The organism is Fibrisoma limi BUZ 3 (genome assembly GCF_000296815.2).
GTDB classification, from domain to species: domain Bacteria; phylum Bacteroidota; class Bacteroidia; order Cytophagales; family Spirosomataceae; genus Fibrisoma; species Fibrisoma limi.
The window spans coordinates 595,990-615,696 of sequence record NZ_CAIT01000004.1; the positions used below are offsets into that span (position 1 = coordinate 595,990).

Here is a 19,707-nt window from a genome sequence, read left to right on the forward strand (position 1 = left end):
TGTTCCAGGTGTCAAGTTTTCGTTCGGCTGACAGAGTACCTGTTGGAACTTAGAACCTGAAACCGGGAGCTTTAACTTTCTTCAACTAAAAAGGGGCTGGAACTCCTTCGAGACGGCTTCGCTCTGGCGCGACCAGCTACTGCCGGTTTTCTCCAGCATGAACGAGCCGATCACCAGCGCATCCAGGGGCGATGTCCAGAACGATTCCACCGCATCGCGCGGGGTGCAGACCACCGGTTCGCCCTGCGTATTGAACGAGGTGTTGATCAGCACCGGTACGCCCGTTTTCTCCCGAAACGCCTTCAGCAGCCCGTAGTACGACGGGTTTTGCCCCGCGTTAACGGTCTGGATTCGGGCCGTTCCGTCGGTATGCGTTACGGCCGGAATCTCGTGTTTGCGATCGTCGCGGACGTCGTTCACAAACAGCATGAACGGCGACTTGCGGGCGTTGACGAAATACGTATCGGCGTACTCCTCCATCACCACCGGCGCAACAGGTCGAAAATCCTCACGATCTTTCAGGTCGTTCAGTTTTGCCTGCATCTCGGCCGGGAACGGGGGCGCCAGTATTGACCGAGCGCCCAGCGCTCGTGGACCAAACTCCATGCCCTGCTGGAACCAGCCGATGATATGCCCGTCGGCAAGATACTCAGCGACTTCTTCCGCTACGTTGTCCAGTTTTTTATACGGTAGCTTCGACCATTGTAAAAACCGTTCTATTTCGTCATCGGCAAATTTGGGGCCAAGATAGGCGTGTTCCATCTCGTAGCTCCGTTCGTCCGTCCGGCGTTGCTGCGCGTCAATCCACATGGCCGCACCGAGGGCCGTACCAGCATCGCCCGCGGCTGGCTGCACCCAGATGTTTTTGAACGGTCCGCGATCGCGTAGTCGGGCGTTCATCACGCAGTTGAGTGCCACACCACCCGCCATGCACAACGTATCGACACCAGTTTTTTCGTGCAGCCACGTAATGAGTTGCAACACCGTTTCTTCCAGTACGGTCTGCACCGAATGCGCAATGTCGAAGTGGATGGCTTCCAGCGGACCACCCTTGTCGCGGGCGGGGCCGAATGTTTCGACCAGCTTCAACGGCGCAATGGTGTACTGCCCATCATTGCTTATTCGAATGAGACTACGGAAATAATCGACATACTTCGGTTTTCCGAACGATGCCAGCGCCATGACCTTGTATTCGTCCGATGAGTGGAGGAAGCCGAGGTAGCTCGTCATCTGTTCGTACAGGAGGCCCAGCGAATGGGGCAGGGCTACTTCACCCAGCAACTCCAGTTCGTTGCCGTTGCCCATCCAGTAGCTGGTCGAAACCTGCTCCCCGCGTCCGTCGAGCACGAGTACGGCCGCTTTTGTGTGCGGACTAGGCAGAAAGGCGCTGGCTGCGTGGGCCAGGTGGTGGTTGACAAACTGCCACTGCCCGAGGTTGTCGAGCGTAGCGCCTTTGAAGCGTTTCGACAGGTGCAGCGGTACGCCGTCGACCAGGTGTCCCGGTGCGTTCAGAATCGCCGACAGAAACATACCGGCGTAGGGATTCTCCCAAGCCAGCCCACCGTTGGGGTTGAGCGAAGTCTGGGTGCCCTCCGGCCGCAGGGGAATCTCTACGGTTAGTTTCTCCTGATGATCGCCCAGCAGCGGATACGGGTCGAACGAGTAGGCGATGTGGTCGACTTCGCTGAGGGTGATACCGGCGGTTTTCAGGCAGAAGTCAATGGCGTTGTAGGGTAACTCCCAGGTCGAAAACGGAACAGGCCGCTTGCCGTGCTTGATGTGCGTGAAGCGTTCTTCTTCGGCGGCTGCCAGCACCACACCGTCTTTAACAAGGGCTGCGGCCGGGTCGTGAAAGGCCGCATTGATACCAAGCGTGATCATGCGTTGAGTAGTCGGTTTGCGTAGGAAACTAATTTAGATAATACGTTGACAGGCTGCGGAGCCAGTTCCCGCACGGCCCGAACAATGGCCTCGGGCGAAGCGACGGGCTCGGCTGGCTCGGGAAATTGCTGCAACAGCACATTTTTAGAGCGCAGGGCTTCGGGTACGTCGAAATACAGCACCCGGCCCGGTACCTGCCAGGGCGTATGCTGCGGATTGGTTTTGGCATACAGCACCACCACCGGCGTACCGATGGCAGCCGCCAGATGAACAGGCCCCGTGTTGTTGGCAATCAATACCGGCGCTTCGGCAATCAGAGCCGCGAGTGTCGCCAGGTCCATCATACCGGCCAGATTGAATGCATCGGGGCCGATCTGCTGACAGATACCGTCAACGTAAGCCCATTCCGATGCGCTGCCAGTCAGGATGATCTGATAATCGTGGATATCGGCCAGGCGATTCGCGGCTTTGACGTAGCAGTCGGCAGGATAGCGCCGTTTTTCTTCGCTAACGCCCGGATGCAGGATAAGCCACGGCCGGTTTGGACTCACACCTGTTTCTTTCAGCAGGTCAATGGCCTTTTCATGAGCTTCCGCCGGAATTTGCAGCGACAGGTGGGTATCATTGGTGTAGCAGCCAATGGCAGCCACCAGATCAAGTTGCCGGTTTACTTCATGTCGGGTTGCGACCAGTACCTCTGGGTCCGGAATCCAGTCGGTGATCAGGCGATACGGGTTTTCGCGGCAGTAGCCGAGCACACGCGGAATACCGGCTAGGTAGCACAGCATAGCGGCCGGCAGCGGATTCTGGCTCTGCACCGTGAACAGAATAGCCGCATCGAACCGCTGTTGCCGGAGTTCTTCGGCCATCGTTACTACGTTGGCTGGGTCGTGGTCAGTTTGTTCCGAGCGCACCCAGGGTACATCAACCGTAATTACATCATCAATTTCAGGAATCATCCCGGCTACGGCCGCTCCTACGGGCGAGGTGAGCAGGGTCAGGTGGCAGTTAGGATAGGTTTCCTTCAACGCCCGAAAAGCGGGCGTTGTCATCAGTACGTCGCCAAAGTTGTCCGGCCGTACGCAAAGGATACGTAACGGCTTGCCGCTAAGTAAGTTGCCCCAGTAAGTTTCGTTCATAACGTTGCGTCAGTTTCGAGTATACCAGCGTTGAGTTGATCGCCTGGTTGGTTAACTCCGAAAACGGTAGCTAAGATTTGTATAGGTAGCCTACGGCCGGCTTATCAATTACACGGCTATTGGGTGGTCCGGCCGAAAGAATCAGATCGGAGGCTTCGGCCAGATCGCGAACCGTAGCCAGTGGTTCTCGATGAGGCCCTGGCTTCCATTCGGTTTCGTTACCCCGGTCGACCAGGATAGACCGGCATCCGGCGCGGTTACCGGCTTCGACATCGTTCAGAATATCGCCGATCATCCATGACTCGCCCAGATCAATGTCATGTTCCCGGGCGGCCTGTAACAACATGCCCGGTTCGGGTTTGCGTAGTCCGCAACGAATGGCATACGGCGTTACGGTGCCGTCCGGATGATTGGGGCAATAATACCAGGCGGCCAGCCGAACGTTGAAGGGAGCCAGAAGCTCGTTCAACTTCGCAAATACGGCAGGCAGGGCGTCTTCCGTAAAATAGCCCCGGGCAACCCCGGCCTGGTTCGACACGACTACAAATTGATACCCTGCCTGCTGTAGTTTTTGCAGGGCAGGTCCGGCTTCCGGATAAAGCGAAATTAAGGCCGGATCAACGTTGTAGGGAATATCGGGAATAATGGTGCCATCCTTGTCGAGAAAAACGGTCCGCTGCATAATCGCCCGAGTTCAGTTTTCAGAGGTTAATACCCGGGATGAATCCGGTTCAATGGATGACGGGTCGATAACCCGCCGTTTCAGTCGAGCCGGTACCAACTGCCCCGTCAGGATCAGTTCGTACAGATTGGCCGTTTGCTGGGCAACCTGAAGCCAGGTGTAAGAGTCCTGTACGTGCCGGATTGCTTCCTCACTCAGTAAGTCGCGGAGTTTTTTGCTGTAAAGCAAAGCCGCCAGCTTGGCTGCCAGTGCGGCTGGGTCGTTTGGCGGTACCAGAAAACCGGTTTCGCCGTCGAGTACGGTTTGCTTGATGCCACCTACGGCCGAACCCACAACGGGCGTACCACAGGCCATTGCTTCAAGGGGGGTGATACCAAACGGTTCATAGAGGGGCGTGGTCACGAACGCATCGGCGGCACTGTAATAATAGCGTAAGGTTTCGCGCTGCCGTCTACCCGTAAACGTCACCTGATCCGTTACGCCTTCTTCGGTGGCAATTCGTTGCAGGCGGCCAATTTCGGGAGTTAGTTGCGGATCGGGTAGATCCGATTCACCCCCCACAATCAGCAGCCGGGGTATCATGCCGTACGACCGGCGCAGGCAGCCCATCGCCCGCACTACGTTATCGACCCCTTTACGCGGCACCATCCGGCCCAGTTGCAGAATGATAGGTTCGTTAGGGTCCAGTCCCAGTACCATCCGGGCCAGGGGTTTTTCAATCGGATAAAATTCGTTGGGGTTGTATCCGTTCGGAATGGTAAAGATTTTAACCGGATCAGCTACGTACAGATTGATCAGATCGTCGCGATCCTGCGGGCAGAGAGCAATCAGTGCATCAGCTTCGCGGATAACGCGCTGCTCAACCGTGAATCGCTCGGCCGGAAACCGGTCGCAGTCGCCCTGAATCTGCTTGCGTACCTCGCCCAGAGCGTGGAACGTAACGGCAAAGGGAATGTGCAACGCTCGCTTGATGTTGGCCGCAACCAGCCCGGACATGAAGAAGTGGGCGTGAATCAGGCGATACGGGTCCCCTTCCTGTTTAAAGAACCGGACGGTGTTTTCGGTAAACTCGTCCATGTAGCATAACAGCTCCTCCTTAGGTACAAAGCCAACCGGTCCCGCTTTGATGTGAACAACCCGAATACCTGGTTTCCAGTCTACCGTTTCGGGAAGGGCGTTGTTGTCCCACCGGGTAAAAATGTCAATCTGGTAGCCCAGTTTCGACAAATGCTGGGCCAGTTCGGCAACGGCGATGTTTTGCCCGCCAGCATCAACCCCGCCGATCAGTGCCAGCGGTGAGGCATGTTCACTGATTAATGCAAGTTTCCATTCCATTGAGTAGTTCTTCAGCAATGAGTGCGTAAGAGTAAAGTAGTCTTCTAACTTTATATAGTAAGAAAGGTTGTTAAAATGCAGCATGAAGAACTGTTTATGTTCAAAATTTGAGGTTACGGACCAGAGGTTTTTTCATCGGAATCAGCCAGTAGATAAAACCCTGATAATGCGTAGTTTTGCGTCGTAAACAGGCTTTTTTGCTGTAATAGCCTTACATTCATTTGTTGAATATAACACTCATTATGACACGGATAGCGTTGATTACCGGAGCGTCGTCGGGCATTGGTCTAGCCACCGCCGAAGCCTTTGCTGATTTGGGATATAGCCTGATCTTATGCGGTCGGCGGCAGGAACGGCTCGATGAATTGACTCAGAATCTTCGGCAGCGGACCAGCGAAAACTCAGCCGATGAGGAAACGCCCTCGTTTACTACGCTCAACTTCGATGTCCGCGACCGGAACGCAGTCGAGTCGGCGATTGGTAGCCTGCCCGACGAGTGGAAAGCCATCGATATTCTGATCAATAACGCCGGTAATGCCTACGGGTTCGCACCCATTCAGGACGGCGACCCGGACGACTGGGACCTGATGATCGATGGTAACGTGCAGGGGTTGCTCTACGTATCAAAAGCAGTCATTCCGGGCATGGTTGAGCGTAAGCGCGGCCACATTGTTAACCTGAGTTCCATTGCTGGTAAGCAGACCTACGCCAACGGAGCCGTGTACTGTGCGAGCAAGGCTGCCGTCGAAGCCCTGAGCGAAGGAATGCGCCTGGACCTGACCCAGCACGGTATCAAGGTAACGAACATTGCACCGGGAGCGGTTGAAACCGAGTTTTCGATGGTGCGTTTCAAAGGCGATGCCGACCGGGCCGCGAAGGTGTACGAAGGGTTTACGCCCCTTACGGCCGAAGACATTGCCGACACAATCGTGTATGCCGTAACGGCCCCGGCCCACGTCACCATTGCTGACTTAACCATTCTGGCGAGTGCCCAGGCGGCCGCCACAACGATTCACAGGAAGTGATAGTAGCCGCAGATTACACGGATTTACGCAAATTTTATTTAATTGTAAGTGTAAATCCGTGTAATCTGCGGTTATGTTCGATCGTCTGAAAACCAGCCTGGAACGATTTCTTCCGCTTACCCGCGAGGAGTTCGTACACTTTGCCGCGCTGCTGACACCCCGTAAGCTGGCTAAGCACGAACATTTCCTGCGGGCTGGCGAGGTATGTACCCAGATTGCCTTTATCAATCAGGGATGCTTGCGGTATTACTACCTCAACGACGGCGACGAGTTCAACGGCCAGTTTTTCTTCGAAGGGTCGTGGATAGGAGAGTACCAGAGTTTCCTGACCGGGCAACCGTCCATTCAGTATTTTGATGCACTCGAAGACTCTGAACTGTTGGTGATGCAGCACAGCGACCTGCAAAAGATCTACACCGACCTGCCCAAATTTGAACGCTTTGGGCGGGTTTTGGCCGAGAACGTCGTGATCGGCTCGCAGCGTCGAACGGCTTCTCTATTGTTCGACACACCCGAAGAGCGTTACCTCAAACTCATCAGAGAGCGGCCCAAAGTTGTGGAGCGTATTCCGCTGCACCACATCGCGTCGTACCTTGGCATTAAGCCCGAAAGTCTTTCCCGTATTCGCAAGCGGCTTGCCGAAAACCGCTGACTTCGCTTCAGCGAGTTGGGGTGTAGATCAAGCGGCCCAGGCTTGGAAACTGACCCCTTTGCAATGGCAGGCTGCGTTCCGGTAAGCGCCAACTAACCTTAATATTCCCGTAACAGGGGTCTTCAATCCCTTTTGCAACTTTATCCTGAAATCAAACGGTTATGGGTGAAGAAGCGAAAGGGATTGATTTTTTGAGCCTTGGGCTGCAGGTGGTCGCTGGTCTGGCGCTGTTTCTGTACGCCGTGACGCTGATGGGCGACACTCTGAAAGAGCTCGCCGGCGACAGGATGAGGACATTCCTGGCCCGGTTTACCAGCAATCCGTTCAGTGGTATCCTTACTGGCACCGTGGCCACTACGTTGCTGGATTCTTCGTCGGTCGTCATCATCATGGTGCTGACGATGGTGAACGCCAGCCTGATCAGCAGCATCGAGTCTTTCGGGGTCATCATGGGAGCCAACATCGGAACCACCATTTCCAGCCAGATCATAGCCTTCAACATCGCTGAGTATTCACCGATACTGCTGGTGTTTGGCTTGCTGCTGAGTACCATCGGCGAGAACGAAACCCGACACAAAATAGGCAAAGTTGTTTTTGGGGCCGGTCTTATCTTCTTCGGTCTCTGGACGATGGACAAGGCCGTAGAGCCGTTGCACAACTACCCACCGTTTTTTGAGTGGATGAAAAAGCTGGACAGCCCTATTGAGGGAGCGCTGATCGGTGGTTTGTTGACCTTAATCATCCAATCCTCGTCGGCCACGGTTGGTATTGCTATAGTCCTGGCTTCTCAGCAGTTAATCTCATTGCAGGCCGGGATAGCGATCATGCTGGGTGCCGAGATCGGAACGTGTTCGGATACGCTGCTGGCCGTAATCGGCCGTTCAAAGGAAGCCGTTCGGGCTGGGTTGTTCCACCTCTTGTTCAACATCGCATCGGTCATTATCGGCCTGCTACTGATTCACCAACTGGTTGCGACCGTCGAATGGCTCAGTGGCGATGCACCCCTCGGGCGTAAAATCGCCAATGCCCACGTGCTGTTCAACGTACTGGGCGTAGTGCTGTTTGCTTGGTTCATTCCGTACTTCCACCGGTCGCTGAACGCGCTGGTTCGGTGAAGATGAGTCCTTGCACCTTTGTATTGAGTAAGTAGTCAATAGCAGTTATTACTGGTCATTTGTTCTGAACCGTCGGGCGATCAAGCTATGAATAGACCGCGCATTATAACGAATGGCTACATAACGGTAATACATCATTTCTCATGGCCGGTTACCAAATGTTCTCTAAAATTGGGTGAGGGTCGATCCCCCCGATAGGTTCTGCGTTATTTTTGGCGTACCCCGATAACGAATCCGGCTTCCGCCAGATGCCGTTATGTTCAGCTCCTGGCTGACGTTGAGTTCAGCGGTACTACCACCCGAAGCATCGATGGTGCAGGTAGCCGCGGGCAGATTGACCAGACGCAGCGTACCACCCCCACTTAGTGCCGATACTGAAACGGTTTTCGCCGTACCTGACAGTTCAATTTCGGAGCCACCACTGCTGTTGATGGACAGTACGTTGGCAGTCAGCAGGAGGTTTACAAATCCACCACCATTTACGGTAAGGGCCAGATTGGTCGGCTGGAAATTATCGGTACTGGTCACCCGCGCTCCGCCCGAGGTGGTCAGATTCGTCAGCGCTTTCATGGTTACCATAGCCCGTTTCTCCGTTAGGCGGCTGCTTTCGAGCCGGTCGTCGATCCGGATGCGCAACACACCGTTGACAACTTCTGTCAGAATATACGGCTGGTAGCCTTCGCGGGCTTCAATCGTTACGCCTTCGGTAGTTCCTTTTACGATGGTTGCCTGAATGCCATTTTCAATCGATAAGCCACTGAAACCCGAAACCGTACGGCTGGTAGTCGTCAGGTTGCCCGGCTCTGGCGAAACATTATCGTCATTAGTGCAGGCCGAAACTATGAGCAACAGGAGGGCAAAGCCCGTAAGAGCTGAAAATCGAATAAAGTTTTTCATAACACGTAGTCGGTTGATTGTGAATATGCGGACTCCGTTAAAATCCGTACCCTATCCCAATGCCACCCCAGGGCTGAAACCGGCCACCTAACGGAGCAAAGGGAAACCCACCGTTGTTAGTGAGGGTTTTCATACCATAGAAGGGTGTGAAACCAGCCTTTAGCATCAACCCACCGTCTGACCGTTGGTAGCGGTAGCCGGCGATGCCCGTCAGGTTCGGGAAAACGTCCGTTTTTCGGTTAAATTCAGTCAGGTTGCCTGATCCGTACACCAGATTGATACCACCCCCAATCTCCGCGTGATGGGGCGACGAACCGAAATTAATTAAGTAGCTGACGGTGAGCGGCACCGTAATGATCGTCTGCTTTTTGCGCGAACCTTTTTCCACTACCTGCAACCAGGAAACGCCCAATCGAACGGCAACCGAACGATTCAGATTACGCTCGTAATTCAGACTATAACCCAGACCATTGCCGCCCGCTTCGGCGAAGATGGTCTGACGCGGATACGGATTTACCTGGGCGGGTACCGGGCTACTGACAAGCAGGACTAAACCGAAGAGATAACGAAACATGGATTATAGTGCGTTTTTAATGAGTTGAAAGAGCGTATATCCCGAAACCTCGTCCTGATAGCGCGATGTGCTATTATACCAGACTACCCCCGCTGGTGAGGTGCCGGTGTTGTTACGCAGCACAACGGCCAGATTCCTGCTGCGGTCAACAATCAGGAAGTGGCCTCCCGCGCCATCGGCCCAGAACGTTTGCGAGGCTTTGTTGGTCCACCACAGGTAGGCATAACCATCGTAGAATGGTTGCTCGGCTGCACTCAGGTCATTATCGACCCCCTGCATCGACACGGGCCGGGTACTTTCGTCTACCCACTTTTTCGGTACGATCTGCTGGCCGTTGTACACCCCGCCCTGGAGCATGAGCGAGCCTAACCGCGCCAAGTCTTCGGCCGAGATATAGACCCGCGTCTGTGGATACTCAGTATAATTGCCGTATTCATACTTGACGTTATCCGGGCAGAAATCCCGCATGCCGGTCGGCACTGCCAGCCATTCGTAAATCAGCTCCCCTATTTTCTTTCCGGTCACGCGTTCCAAATAGATGGGTAGTGTATTGAAATCCCAGTTGTTATAGTAAAAATGTTCACCTGGCTTATACTGTCCTCGCTTAGGTCGGCGCCGTTTCATACTCGACGACTCACCAAGGGCCGGGATGTATATCCCTGAGCGAGCCTGGAGCAGGTTGCGGAGGGTGGCCTGTTTCTCGGTAGTCGTCAGTGGATTTTTGCTGTCGTCGATGCCCAACTGCGCCAGTGTAGCGTCTAAGTTGACAATGCCTTTACTTTCGGCAATGCCGTAGAGCATACTAAAGATGCTTTTTCGGGCTGATGCGCAGTTCATGGGCAACCGGGTTTCGCCGTGCTGAAACAGCGCATTTTGACCGCGAACAACGACAAGCGCGTCGAAGTCTGTTTTGTTGAATTCGTTGACGAGTTGCGTTTGGGACTCGGTGGAAAGCCCTGCAACAGTCGATAATGCCTGGGTGTTGGGGTTGCACGATTGATTCGGATCGACATAATTGTCAACCTCGATACAGGCTGAGCAACAAACCAGGAGCAGTCCAGCAAGCGATACCTGTTTTAAAGTCTTCATTGCGTAAATGCGAATTACATTCCTTTGTTCAGTAGCTGACAGCCGACCGAAAAGGCACGCAAAATTGGCTGGCTGCCTTATACCGCACCAGTCGTACTTGGCCTGAAAACAGGTATTGTAGAGGATTTTGGACGTATGTGTAGAATGCTGGACGACCGATGTTATAATTTCAGACGTTGGTTGTCCTTGTACTGAGAAGGGGTTAGGCCGGTAACTTTTTTGAAAACGGCCTGAAAGGTCGATTTGGCATTGAAGCCGGCCTCACGCCCTAAACTTTCCAGCGTATAATGCTGAAATGCCGGTTCCGTGAGTAGCCGCTTGACCTCATCAACACGGTACTCATTTAACAAATCATTAAAACTTTTTTTTGCCTCCTGATTGATGATTCGCGATAGATAGTTTGGTGTCAAGTCTAATCGCCCGGCCAGATCACTAAGCTTAAGCGACGGATTTTTATAGAGATGCTCGTCAGTCAGCAGCCGCTGAAACTCCTGATAAATACGCTGTTGGGCCGGGGGCGAAAGTTGAGGAGCCAGATTGGTTGTGTTCTGAGCGGTATCTGAAGCTATACGGGAGTCGATCATCAGGCTGTTAAGACTTACCCAGAACAGCGCCACCGTTACGGCCAATCCCTGCGGATAATAAAGCCATTGCCCAGGCCAATCGAACAAAAAACTGTAGATCAGAGGAAACGTGACCAACGCAAAAATGAGAACGAATATTCCGAACAGTGTCCAAATCCAGCGAATTCGGTAGCCGGACTGTCCGGCTGGTAGGTGAGCCAGTTGCCGACGATAACGTTCCGCTAATTGTCGGATGACGACCATAGTAGCAATGGCAAAAGGGATGCTGCCGATATTGACCGCTTTCTTGATTGTCAGGGCAAAACGAATCAGGTCTTTGTCGAGAGAAGATAAATAGAGGGCCGCCCCAAAGGGCATCAGATGTCCCAGCAATTCGATGATAGCCGCCCATTTCAGGGCTGTTGTCAGGCGGGCAAAGTCTTTTTCGGCATTGGTAAAATGTTTGACGTATGTAAGCAGAAAAAAAATAGGCATTAGCACCGAATTCAGAGGCAGTAACAGAACCAGGCGCAAAGACAGAATTTGAGGGTAGTCCAGGGTACCAGAACCCTGCCAGCCCAGCAACCATAGAAATACGTTACTGGGCGCGAACGTCAGCAGCAATAGAGCCATCCACCGATCCCAGGGAAGACAGGGTCGCTTGACTAAATGAACCAATCCAAGCACTATTCCCTGAATACCGCCGATTAGAATGACTAACCTGATGAAGTCAACAAGCATAGCTCAGGTAGTGACCGACCAATCTGCAAAATATACATTTCGCTTGTAAGATACGGGGTATGTCGGTAAACTGTAGCCGGAACGTAGTATTACTTATCCGTTGATTCTGCCAATTTTATTCTAATGTTTGTGCCGTTGGTGACTATAGTAACCGAGTCAGCACCTCCGGCTCCACCCGATGGCCGCCCTCGTAGGCCGTCAGCTTCAACCCCGGTATGTCGTTCTGAATTCGGCGGAGGTACCCTTCTACATCGTCCAGTTCAGCGATATACTCATCCTGCCGCCCGTAGACGTAGTGTGTTTCAACCGAAGCAAGCTGAGCCGGATCAATCAATTCCCGTACGCCATTCGGAAAAAAGCCCGCCCACAGAATCAGGCGGTGGACCTGAATAGTCCCGGCATTCAGCCAGCGACAGGCCGTGGCGGCTCCCTGCGAAAAACCCAGCACCGTAAGGTGCAGGTCGGCCAGGGTTACATCGGTCAGCAAGTGGTCGTAGAGCGAATTGAGGTAGTTGACGTAATCGTCAATTTCGTGTTGCCGGTCCTCGCGGGTCATCCACGACGCCCCCACGCGCTCATAGCGACCGTTCAGGTAGGATCGCGACAAGCCCTCCGGCACAACAATCAGCGTCTGACCATCGTCCAGCCCCGTAAATTTCCGGCTGAAAAAGCTGGCTAACTGCCCGAAACCGTGCAGGCAGAACCAGATGCGTCTGGTGTCGGCGTTCAGTTCGCCAAGCGTGTAGTAGCGGGCCGTCCGCTGAACGGTGAGGTGATGTTCGGTAGCCATGCGCTAGCGTTGAAAACGCGATTGTTGCCGGTCATTTTTCCGTTGTTCGTAATGCGCTTTGTCGGCGATGTAGCAAAGCCGCTCTATTTCGGCGTGAACAACCTCGTTCGCATCGACCCATTGCAGTCGGAACGTCCGTTCAGTCTGGCCGTTGGCTGCTACGTTCTGCCGGATGCTGTCAAGGTCATCGTCCGTCAGCAGGTAGCGCGTATAAAGCGTCTGGCGGGCTGGTTTGCGGAATCGAATGCTGCCCGCTTTGTCCCAGACGACGTACTTATTGCCCAAAATCCGGAGCAGCATCAGCATGTAAAACGGATCGGACGCTGAGAACATACTGCCGCCGAAGATCGTGCCGACGTAGTTGTACGTCCATATGCTCCGGCGTAGGCGCAGATGAACTTCCTGTGAGTCGCCCGACCAGAACAGGATTTTCCCGCCCGTTCCGAAAAACATAGGGTACCAATTCATCAGCGTTCGGAACCGCCAGGATTTGAACGATTCAGTACGGGTGGTTTGCCGAAAAGATGGCTTCATGATTCGTTGATTGAGTCCTCTGCTATTCTTTAGGAAGCTTCGTTAACAGTTTGTCCGAGAGCAGGCTTAAGCCATCGACAGCATCCGTTCCCAGCTCCTCCCGGACGCGTTGGTTGAGACCCTTCCAGATTTTGTGGCAGCGCTTGGCCAGGGCTGTCCCCTCGTCAGTCAGGAACAGACCATTGCGGACGTTGTCGGTAATCCAGCCGTTGCGCTGCATTAGTTGAATATCCCGGCTCACGGCCGATTTTTCGATCTGCAATTGCTTCGACAACGTAGCCTGCCGCACACCGGGCTGCGGAAAAATGTACATCAGCAGACTAGCCTGGGCAAACGTAACGCCCTCAGCCGTGAAAGCGTCGTTGTACAGACCCGTAACCACCCGGGCCAACATGCGTAACCGACCGGCAATGCAGTAGTTCTGGCTTTCCATAGCACAAAAATAATCAATGAAGTTGTATATGCAACTATTATTCCTCACTTTAGCCGCATCATTCACCTTCTGAGAAAACGTATGAACCTTACCGAACAGAAAACAGCGCTGACCAATGCCCTGCAGGCCATTACTGACTTGCTGGAAACCTTCTCGACCGACGACCTGCACCGACCCCAAGGCACCAAGTGGACGATCGCTCAGGAGATGGATCACCTGCGGAAATCGACGCAGGGAACGGCTTTTCTGCTAAGTCCGGCCAGCCGCCCGAAGTGGTATCCGTATACGGGAGAGTCGCGGTCGTACGACACCATTGTGATGCAGTATCAGTCGTCATTATCGGCCAATACGCTGGTTAATAACGTAGCTACGCGCCCAGCCGACGAAGTTGCTGACCTGACGATAGACCAGCAAACCGAAGCCTGGCAAACGGCCGTTCAGCAGCTATCGGCCAGTGCTGGGCAATTAACCGAAGCGGATTTGGATGCATTTACGGTCTGGAAACACCCGCTGCTGGGACCGCTGACGGTGCGGGAGATGATCTACTTCACCACGCATCATACCGAACACCACCACGCCAGTCTGGTCCGGAAACAGAGCGCGATCGCTACGGTGTAGTGCTTTCGCCGGCCAATACTGCCCGAATTGGGACGACTATTGTGGTTGTCCCAATTTTTTTTAAACGCAACCGCAAGTTTTTTGTCCAACCGGCATTTATCTACGTAGCGATTCAATTTTTCGCCGTTTGGACGTACCGCAACTCATCAGGGAGCTACAGCAGGGGAATCAGGCCGCCTTTCGAACGCTGGTCGAGACCTACCAGAGCCGCGTTTATAACACGGTGCTGGCTATTGTACAGCACCCTGAGGAAGCCGAAGACGTAGCGCAGGAGGTGTTCGTACAGGTGTACGAGTCCATTGGCCGGTTTGGGGGCGATATGAAACTAACAGCCTGGATTTACCGCATTGCGACCACCAAGGCGCTGGAAGCGTACCGGAAACGCCATGCCCGAAAACGGTTTGGTGGCACGCCGTTTTCGTTTCTGACCAGTCTGTTCGGGTCCGACGAGGACGACGGCCCCAACGACCGGCTGCACCCAGCCGACTTCGAGCATCCGGGCGTAAAGCTGGAGCAGCAGGAGCGGGCCAAAGTTTTGTTTGGGGCTATCAGCCAACTGCCTGAGCAGCAAAAGGTGGCGTTTACGCTGCACCACCTTGAAGGGTTGAGCTACCAGGAAATTACGGAGGTGATGCAAGCCTCGCTGTCGTCGGTGGAGTCGCTGCTGCACCGGGCGAAGCAGAACCTTCGAAAACGGCTGGCGGGGTATTACAAGGATGACCAATGGACTTAAACGAATACGCTGATGGAGCCCAATGAGCGAATGAACAACAAGATAGACGAAACGCTGCGGTCGCTCGATGGCCTGGAGCGGGCCAATCCCGGGCCGTTTTTTTACACCCGGGTGCAGGCACGTCTGGATAGGCATCGGGAGGGCCGAACTGCCAAAAGCTGGACGTTTCGACCGGCCTGGGTAGCAGCTTCGCTGGGACTGGTGCTGGCGCTGAACGTGTCGGCGGTGCTGATGTACCAGCGCCAGCTTACGACGCATGAACAGCAGCAGGCTACCGAAACCGTAGCCGACGAGTGGGGGATTGACCCCCTGAGTTTAGATTGGTAATGAACATGAATGATAAGCGAAAATTTTACTGGCTCTGGGCGGCTATTGGTCTGCTATTGTTGCTGAACCTCGGTACGATTGGCTGGATACTGACGCGTGGCCGACAGGTTCGCGCTGTTCGCCAGAATACGGAAATGGTAATGATCCGGCGGTTGGGCCTGACGCCCGACCAGCGTCGGCAATACCAACAGGCGCGTCGGCAGTTCAGGACTACGGTTCAGCCGCACGAAGACAGCCTGCGGGCGATGCGTCGAGAATTGCTCGGACTGCTCGATCAACCTACTGTATCTGACGAAGCCATCGATCAACTGGTCAGCCGCATGGAGCGCCAGAGTGGGCAAATAACCCGGCTACGGTTCCGGCACTGGCGACAGATCCGGGCGCTGTGTACGCCCGACCAGCAGGAGCGCTTCGACCGGCTGATCGGGCGGCTAACGCAGGCCATGCAGCGTCAGCGGCCCGGCAATCAACCCGACCGGTTGCGGAGTCCATTTTAAAAAAAAGGTCGGTCACCGCAAGTTTTCAGAAACAACTGCATTCTTAGTCTTGTGGACCCGCGACGGGTACAGCAAACGCTTTTCCAACTAAATAAACCATAAAACCAAACAACAATCAGTTCCATGAAACGCAATCTGTTTTTAGCCCTTTTCGTAGCCACGTTCACGTTCGTACAGGCTTGCGCACAAACAACACCGTCGGATGAACCCACCATGTCGCGTCGGGAATACGGCCGGGCGGCTGCGGCTATGAACCCCGAACAACTCGCCGACCGTCAGACTAAGCGCATGACCAAGCAGTTCTCACTGTCGTCGGATCAACAAACGGCCGTAGCCGAGATCAACCTCAAGTACGCCAAGCAAATGCAGACATTACTCAAAGAGGCCGAACAGAACCAGGCTAAAAGAAAAGAAATTCGAAGCCTGACGGCCAGCAAAGACGAAGAACTCAAGAAGGTGTTCAGCGCTGATCAGTACAAACAGTATGTCGAGTTGAAGGATACGCAGCGCGACCGTATGAAGCAGGCTCGTAGCCGACGGGCTAATTCTAAATGAGTTTAATTACGGCCTGAACACTGACCACGGCCAACCATAGGACCGTGGTCAGTGAACATACTCAACCGAAAAAGCCATGAAACCGATACGATTGATTCTCGCATTCGCGTTAGGTAGTTGTCTGTTAGCTGGTTACGATGCCGAAGCGCAAACTGTTGTTATTCGTCGTCGGCCGGTATATCGACCGCCCGTCGTAGTGGTACCGCCCCGCCCGCGGGTAGTCGTTGTCTCCCCCGCGCCGGTAGTGGTCGTGCCGCGTCCGCGTCGGGTGTATGTAGCTCCTCCAGCACCAGTCATTGTTCGTCGGACTTTCCGCCCGTATGGTCGGGTGGTGTGGTGATCCGCCAAGCTAAAACCAACCTAGTATGAACACAACCTCGAGGCAGCAGCAGGTTCAGCACGTGTACTGGCGGGCTGGCTTCGGCACAACGCCGGCGGTTATCCAGCGCGAAAGCCGCAAACCCATCCGCAAAGTGGTCCGTGATCTGCTTAACGAAAGCGACGCTTTTAAGCCCCTGATCGTCACAGCGCAGGAACAACTCGTGACCCGGCAGGCGCTGCGGGGTATGTTTCGCGATGGAATGCTGGACCGGGATAAACTCAAGCAGCAGCTCAAAGAAAACAATGAGCGCATCCGGGACCTGAACGTACTGTGGCTCGAACGCATGGCTTCGGGCGAAGGCGCTGTTCGGGAAAAACTGGCGTTTTTCTGGCACGGGCATTTTGCCTGCCGGGTGCGAAACCCGGTAACGGTTCAGCAGTACGTAAATACACTGCGACAACATGCACTGGGTACATTCGGCGACCTGCTCATGGCCGTATCAAAAGAGCCGGCCATGCTTCAGTTTCTGAACAATCAGCAGAATCGCAAAAACGCCCCGAATGAGAATTTCGCCCGTGAGGTGATGGAACTGTTCACGCTCGGCCGTGGTCACTACACCGAGCATGACATCAAAGAAGCCGCCCGGGCCTTTACGGGCTGGGGCTTTAACGTGCAGGGGAATTTCGTGTTCCGGCCCAATCAGCACGACGATGGCCCTAAAACCATATTCGGGCAAACGGGTACCTTCGCGGGCGAGGACGTAATCCGGCTGTTGCTCGAACGGAAGGAAACGGCGCAGTTCATTACGGGGAAGCTGTACCGATTTCTGGTGGATGAGCAACCGGAAGCCGACCCGACAGCCCCGCAACGTATCAACGCGCTGGCCGACCGGTTCTACCGCAGCGGCTATAATATCGCCGATCTGGTTGAGACCATTCTGACCGCCGACTGGTTTTACGAAGCCAAGTACATGGGCAACCGGATTAAATCGCCGGTGGAGCTGATCGCTGGTATGCAGCATTCGCTCGGCGTGGAAATGGCGCAGAAGCAACCGTTGGTCTATTTTCAGCGCGTATTGGGGCAAGTGCTGCTGTATCCACCCAACGTAGCGGGCTGGGCCGGTGGCCGGAGCTGGATTGATAGTTCGAGCCTGTTGTTCCGCATGAAGCTGCCCGACATTTTGCTGGGGGCCGATCAGGTGGCGATCCGGCCGAAAGAAGATGGTGATGTAAACACTGAAGTCCTCGACCGGCGCGTCCGAAAACCCCAGAACGTTACGGTCGACTGGGCTACGTTCGAGAAAGCGTTTGAGCGGGTCAGTGATGACAAACTGCCCGACGAACTGGCGGCTTATCTACTTCAGCAGCCCCTGCAGTCCGCTCAGCGCACGATCGTGCTGAAACAGTTAAAGCCCGGTGCAACACGCAGTGAGCAAATCCTGCGACTGACTATCCGGCTGATGGCATTACCGGAATACCAACTGTGCTAAACGAACCGGCCTGAGCCAACCAAAACCATGAATCGGAGAGATTTTATCAAGCAATCGGCCCTGACTACGGCAGGTACCATGCTCATTCCGCACTTCCTGAAGGCGTATGAGCTGGACCGGCTGGGCGCGGCTTCTGCAACTGGCAAAACACTGGTGATCGTACAGCTTTCCGGCGGCAACGACGGTTTGAACACGGTCATTCCCTTCCGGAACGATATTTACTACCGCGAGCGACCTACGCTGTCCATTGCCAAAGAGAAGGTGTTGTCGCTCAACGACGAGATTGGCTTCCACCCGGCGCTCGAACCGCTCAAGGCGCTCTACGACGATGGGCTGGTAACGATCGTGAACAACGTTGGCTACCCAAACCCCGACCGGTCGCACTTCCGGTCGATGGACATCTGGCAAACGGCCAGCAGCGCCAGCGACTACCTGTCGACAGGCTGGATTGGCCGATTCCTCGACGCCAACTGCGCCGGAAAGGATTGCCTTCCGTACCGGGCTATTGAGGTAGACGATACGCTCAGCCTGGCCCTGAAGGGTAACCAGGTGAATGGCCTGGCCATGCTCGATCCGCAGAAGCTCTACAACCAGACCCGTAGCGGCATGGTAGGGCAACTGGCCAAAACCCAGCACGAGCATCATGACCATGATAACGTCAGCTATCTGTATAAGACTCTGGCCGAAACCGTATCGTCGTCGGCCTACGTGTATGATAAGGCGAATATCCACCGTACCAAGGGCACGTATCCGGCCAGCGAACTGGGTAACCGTCTGAAAACGGTATCGGAACTGATCCAATCGGGGGTGAATACCAGCGTCTACTACATTTCGATTTCCGGTTTTGATACGCACGTGGGGCAACTGGGCCAGCAGGAGCGCTTACTGCGCCAGTATGCCGAAGCTGTCCACGCGTTTATGAGCGACATGAAAGCCACGAACCGCCAGAACGACGTCCTGCTGATGACCTTCTCTGAGTTTGGTCGGCGGGTGAAACAGAACGCCAGCAACGGTACTGACCACGGTACGGCCAACAACGTATTTCTAATTGGCGGACCGCAGCGCATTCCATCGGGGCGGGTGTTCAACGAAGCGCCCAACCTGACCGATCTGGACGAAGGTGACCTGAAATACACCGTCGATTTCCGGAGCATTTACGCCACCCTGCTGCGCGACTGGCTCAAGGCCGACGACAAAGCCATTCTCGGTCAGTCGTTCAAGCCCTTAGAACTGGTGTAAATCCAGTTCGGAGTTATACTAATACGCTCGAACGTTGTCAATCTGACAACGTTCGAGCGTATTAGCCGGGCTATCTGTCAAGTACAAAAACGCCAGTTATATTAGGGAGGTGTTGGCGAACTATTGCCGCTTCGTCTAGCCGATAAGGCTTTTTATTTTGATAACCAGGGTCCGAACCTATTTTTTCTATTGACTGCCTTTACATACGTATCAGTCGTTTTCATTGATCTTATTACCAGGAGCTGATTTTTATAGACTTGAAATTCCATTGATACCCATTCTTGTTGGTTAAGTTATCTAATCTATAATGCTTTGGGACTCGTTATAGTCCGCTGACTTCCTTTTCATTCACTCCTAGTAATTCAAGCAGGCAGTAATCGGCTGTTGGCCTGTTTATACGTAATAAGCTATTCGTAATTGATACACACAGCAATAAATCTACGTGTAGTATCGGCCGTAGTATGTGTCCTGGTTTTA

The 19,707-nt window shown here is 54.1% G+C and carries 22 protein-coding genes; 11 read left to right on the forward strand and 11 right to left on the reverse strand.

All coding sequences use genetic code 11. From position 1 onward, the window contains the following. Positions 1-81: 81 nt before the first annotated feature. The 4 genes from BN8_RS02980 to BN8_RS02995 all read right to left on the reverse strand — a co-directional run bounded on the left by BN8_RS02980 (position 82) and on the right by BN8_RS02995 (position 5,037). Entirely contained in the window at positions 82-1,881 is a 1,800-nt protein-coding gene (locus BN8_RS02980) for a carbamoyltransferase family protein (RefSeq protein ID WP_009280308.1), read from the reverse strand. Beyond that, positions 1,878-3,020, reverse strand: a complete 1,143-nt coding sequence (locus BN8_RS02985; RefSeq protein WP_009280309.1) for a glycosyltransferase family 9 protein — start codon at positions 3,018-3,020, stop codon at positions 1,878-1,880. Before BN8_RS02985 ends, BN8_RS02980 begins: the two co-directional genes overlap by 4 nt. A 70-nt stretch (positions 3,021-3,090) precedes the next feature. Then, positions 3,091-3,702 (reverse strand): D-glycero-alpha-D-manno-heptose-1,7-bisphosphate 7-phosphatase, encoded by a 612-nt coding sequence (locus BN8_RS02990; protein WP_009280310.1) that lies wholly within the window; start codon positions 3,700-3,702, stop codon positions 3,091-3,093. 12 nt (positions 3,703-3,714) lie between these two features. Continuing rightward, the gene (locus BN8_RS02995) at positions 3,715-5,037 is read right to left on the reverse strand and encodes a glycosyltransferase family 4 protein (protein ID WP_144051558.1); all 1,323 of its coding nucleotides are present in this window, start codon (positions 5,035-5,037) and stop codon (positions 3,715-3,717) included. A 242-nt stretch (positions 5,038-5,279) separates the two neighbouring features. On the opposite strand from BN8_RS02995, the gene BN8_RS03000 reads away from it, so the two are divergent. The 3 genes from BN8_RS03000 (at position 5,280) to BN8_RS03010 (ending at position 7,829) form a co-directional block, all read left to right on the forward strand. Further along, the gene (locus BN8_RS03000) at positions 5,280-6,062 is read left to right on the forward strand and encodes an SDR family NAD(P)-dependent oxidoreductase (protein ID WP_009280312.1); all 783 of its coding nucleotides are present in this window, start codon (positions 5,280-5,282) and stop codon (positions 6,060-6,062) included. 73 nt (positions 6,063-6,135) lie between these two features. Next, the gene (locus BN8_RS03005; protein ID WP_009280313.1) at positions 6,136-6,714 is read left to right on the forward strand and encodes a Crp/Fnr family transcriptional regulator; all 579 of its coding nucleotides are present in this window, start codon (positions 6,136-6,138) and stop codon (positions 6,712-6,714) included. Positions 6,715-6,875: 161 nt separating this feature from the next. Continuing rightward, positions 6,876-7,829 carry a Na/Pi cotransporter family protein gene (locus BN8_RS03010; RefSeq protein WP_009280314.1) on the forward strand — a complete coding sequence of 318 codons (954 nt, stop codon included), beginning with the start codon at positions 6,876-6,878 and terminating at the stop codon, positions 7,827-7,829. 165 nt (positions 7,830-7,994) lie between these two features. Here BN8_RS03010 and BN8_RS31495 read toward each other — a convergent pair whose 3' ends face one another. The 7 genes from BN8_RS31495 to BN8_RS03045 form a co-directional block, all read right to left on the reverse strand. Beyond that, positions 7,995-8,726 (reverse strand): head GIN domain-containing protein, encoded by a 732-nt coding sequence (locus tag BN8_RS31495; protein WP_009280315.1) that lies wholly within the window; start codon positions 8,724-8,726, stop codon positions 7,995-7,997. A gap of 37 nt (positions 8,727-8,763) precedes the next feature. Then, entirely contained in the window at positions 8,764-9,300 is a 537-nt protein-coding gene (locus tag BN8_RS03020) for a hypothetical protein (RefSeq protein ID WP_009280316.1), read from the reverse strand. Positions 9,301-9,303: 3 nt separating this feature from the next. Beyond that, the gene (locus BN8_RS31500; RefSeq protein WP_009280317.1) at positions 9,304-10,389 is read right to left on the reverse strand and encodes a serine hydrolase domain-containing protein; all 1,086 of its coding nucleotides are present in this window, start codon (positions 10,387-10,389) and stop codon (positions 9,304-9,306) included. A 161-nt stretch (positions 10,390-10,550) separates the two neighbouring features. Then, on the reverse strand, positions 10,551-11,693 hold the full coding sequence (locus BN8_RS03030) for a helix-turn-helix domain-containing protein (RefSeq protein WP_009280318.1): 1,143 nt from the start codon (positions 11,691-11,693) through the stop codon (positions 10,551-10,553). Between the two features lie 142 nt (positions 11,694-11,835). After that, the gene (locus tag BN8_RS03035) at positions 11,836-12,483 is read right to left on the reverse strand and encodes an alpha/beta hydrolase (RefSeq protein WP_009280319.1); all 648 of its coding nucleotides are present in this window, start codon (positions 12,481-12,483) and stop codon (positions 11,836-11,838) included. A gap of 3 nt (positions 12,484-12,486) precedes the next feature. Next, on the reverse strand, positions 12,487-13,017 hold the full coding sequence (locus BN8_RS03040; protein ID WP_009280320.1) for a DUF4442 domain-containing protein: 531 nt from the start codon (positions 13,015-13,017) through the stop codon (positions 12,487-12,489). A gap of 22 nt (positions 13,018-13,039) precedes the next feature. Further along, positions 13,040-13,450: a MarR family winged helix-turn-helix transcriptional regulator gene (locus BN8_RS03045; RefSeq protein WP_040005289.1), complete on the reverse strand. Its 411-nt coding sequence runs from the start codon at positions 13,448-13,450 to the stop codon at positions 13,040-13,042. Between the two features lie 81 nt (positions 13,451-13,531). Between BN8_RS03045 and BN8_RS03050 the strand changes: the two genes are divergently transcribed. From BN8_RS03050 to BN8_RS03080, 8 genes are all read left to right on the forward strand, one after another. Further along, a complete protein-coding gene (locus BN8_RS03050; RefSeq protein ID WP_009280322.1) occupies positions 13,532-14,068 on the forward strand; it encodes a DinB family protein in 537 nt (178 codons plus the stop codon). A gap of 127 nt (positions 14,069-14,195) precedes the next feature. Next, positions 14,196-14,801 (forward strand): RNA polymerase sigma factor, encoded by a 606-nt coding sequence (locus BN8_RS03055; RefSeq protein ID WP_009280323.1) that lies wholly within the window; start codon positions 14,196-14,198, stop codon positions 14,799-14,801. Positions 14,802-14,813: 12 nt separating this feature from the next. Beyond that, complete coding sequence (locus BN8_RS03060) at positions 14,814-15,128, forward strand: hypothetical protein (protein WP_040005290.1); 315 nt, start codon at positions 14,814-14,816, stop codon at positions 15,126-15,128. Between the two features lie 5 nt (positions 15,129-15,133). Further along, positions 15,134-15,625, forward strand: coding sequence for a Spy/CpxP family protein refolding chaperone (locus tag BN8_RS03065; RefSeq protein ID WP_192579016.1), 492 nt, complete (start codon positions 15,134-15,136; stop codon positions 15,623-15,625). Between the two features lie 123 nt (positions 15,626-15,748). Then, entirely contained in the window at positions 15,749-16,180 is a 432-nt protein-coding gene (locus BN8_RS03070; protein ID WP_009280326.1) for a DUF4890 domain-containing protein, read from the forward strand. Positions 16,181-16,256: 76 nt separating this feature from the next. Beyond that, complete coding sequence (locus BN8_RS32785; RefSeq protein ID WP_144051559.1) at positions 16,257-16,520, forward strand: hypothetical protein; 264 nt, start codon at positions 16,257-16,259, stop codon at positions 16,518-16,520. A gap of 25 nt (positions 16,521-16,545) precedes the next feature. Then, positions 16,546-17,991 (forward strand): DUF1800 domain-containing protein, encoded by a 1,446-nt coding sequence (locus BN8_RS03075; protein WP_009280327.1) that lies wholly within the window; start codon positions 16,546-16,548, stop codon positions 17,989-17,991. Positions 17,992-18,018: 27 nt separating this feature from the next. Then, positions 18,019-19,230 carry a DUF1501 domain-containing protein gene (locus BN8_RS03080; protein ID WP_009280328.1) on the forward strand — a complete coding sequence of 404 codons (1,212 nt, stop codon included), beginning with the start codon at positions 18,019-18,021 and terminating at the stop codon, positions 19,228-19,230. Positions 19,231-19,707 lie beyond the last annotated feature (477 nt).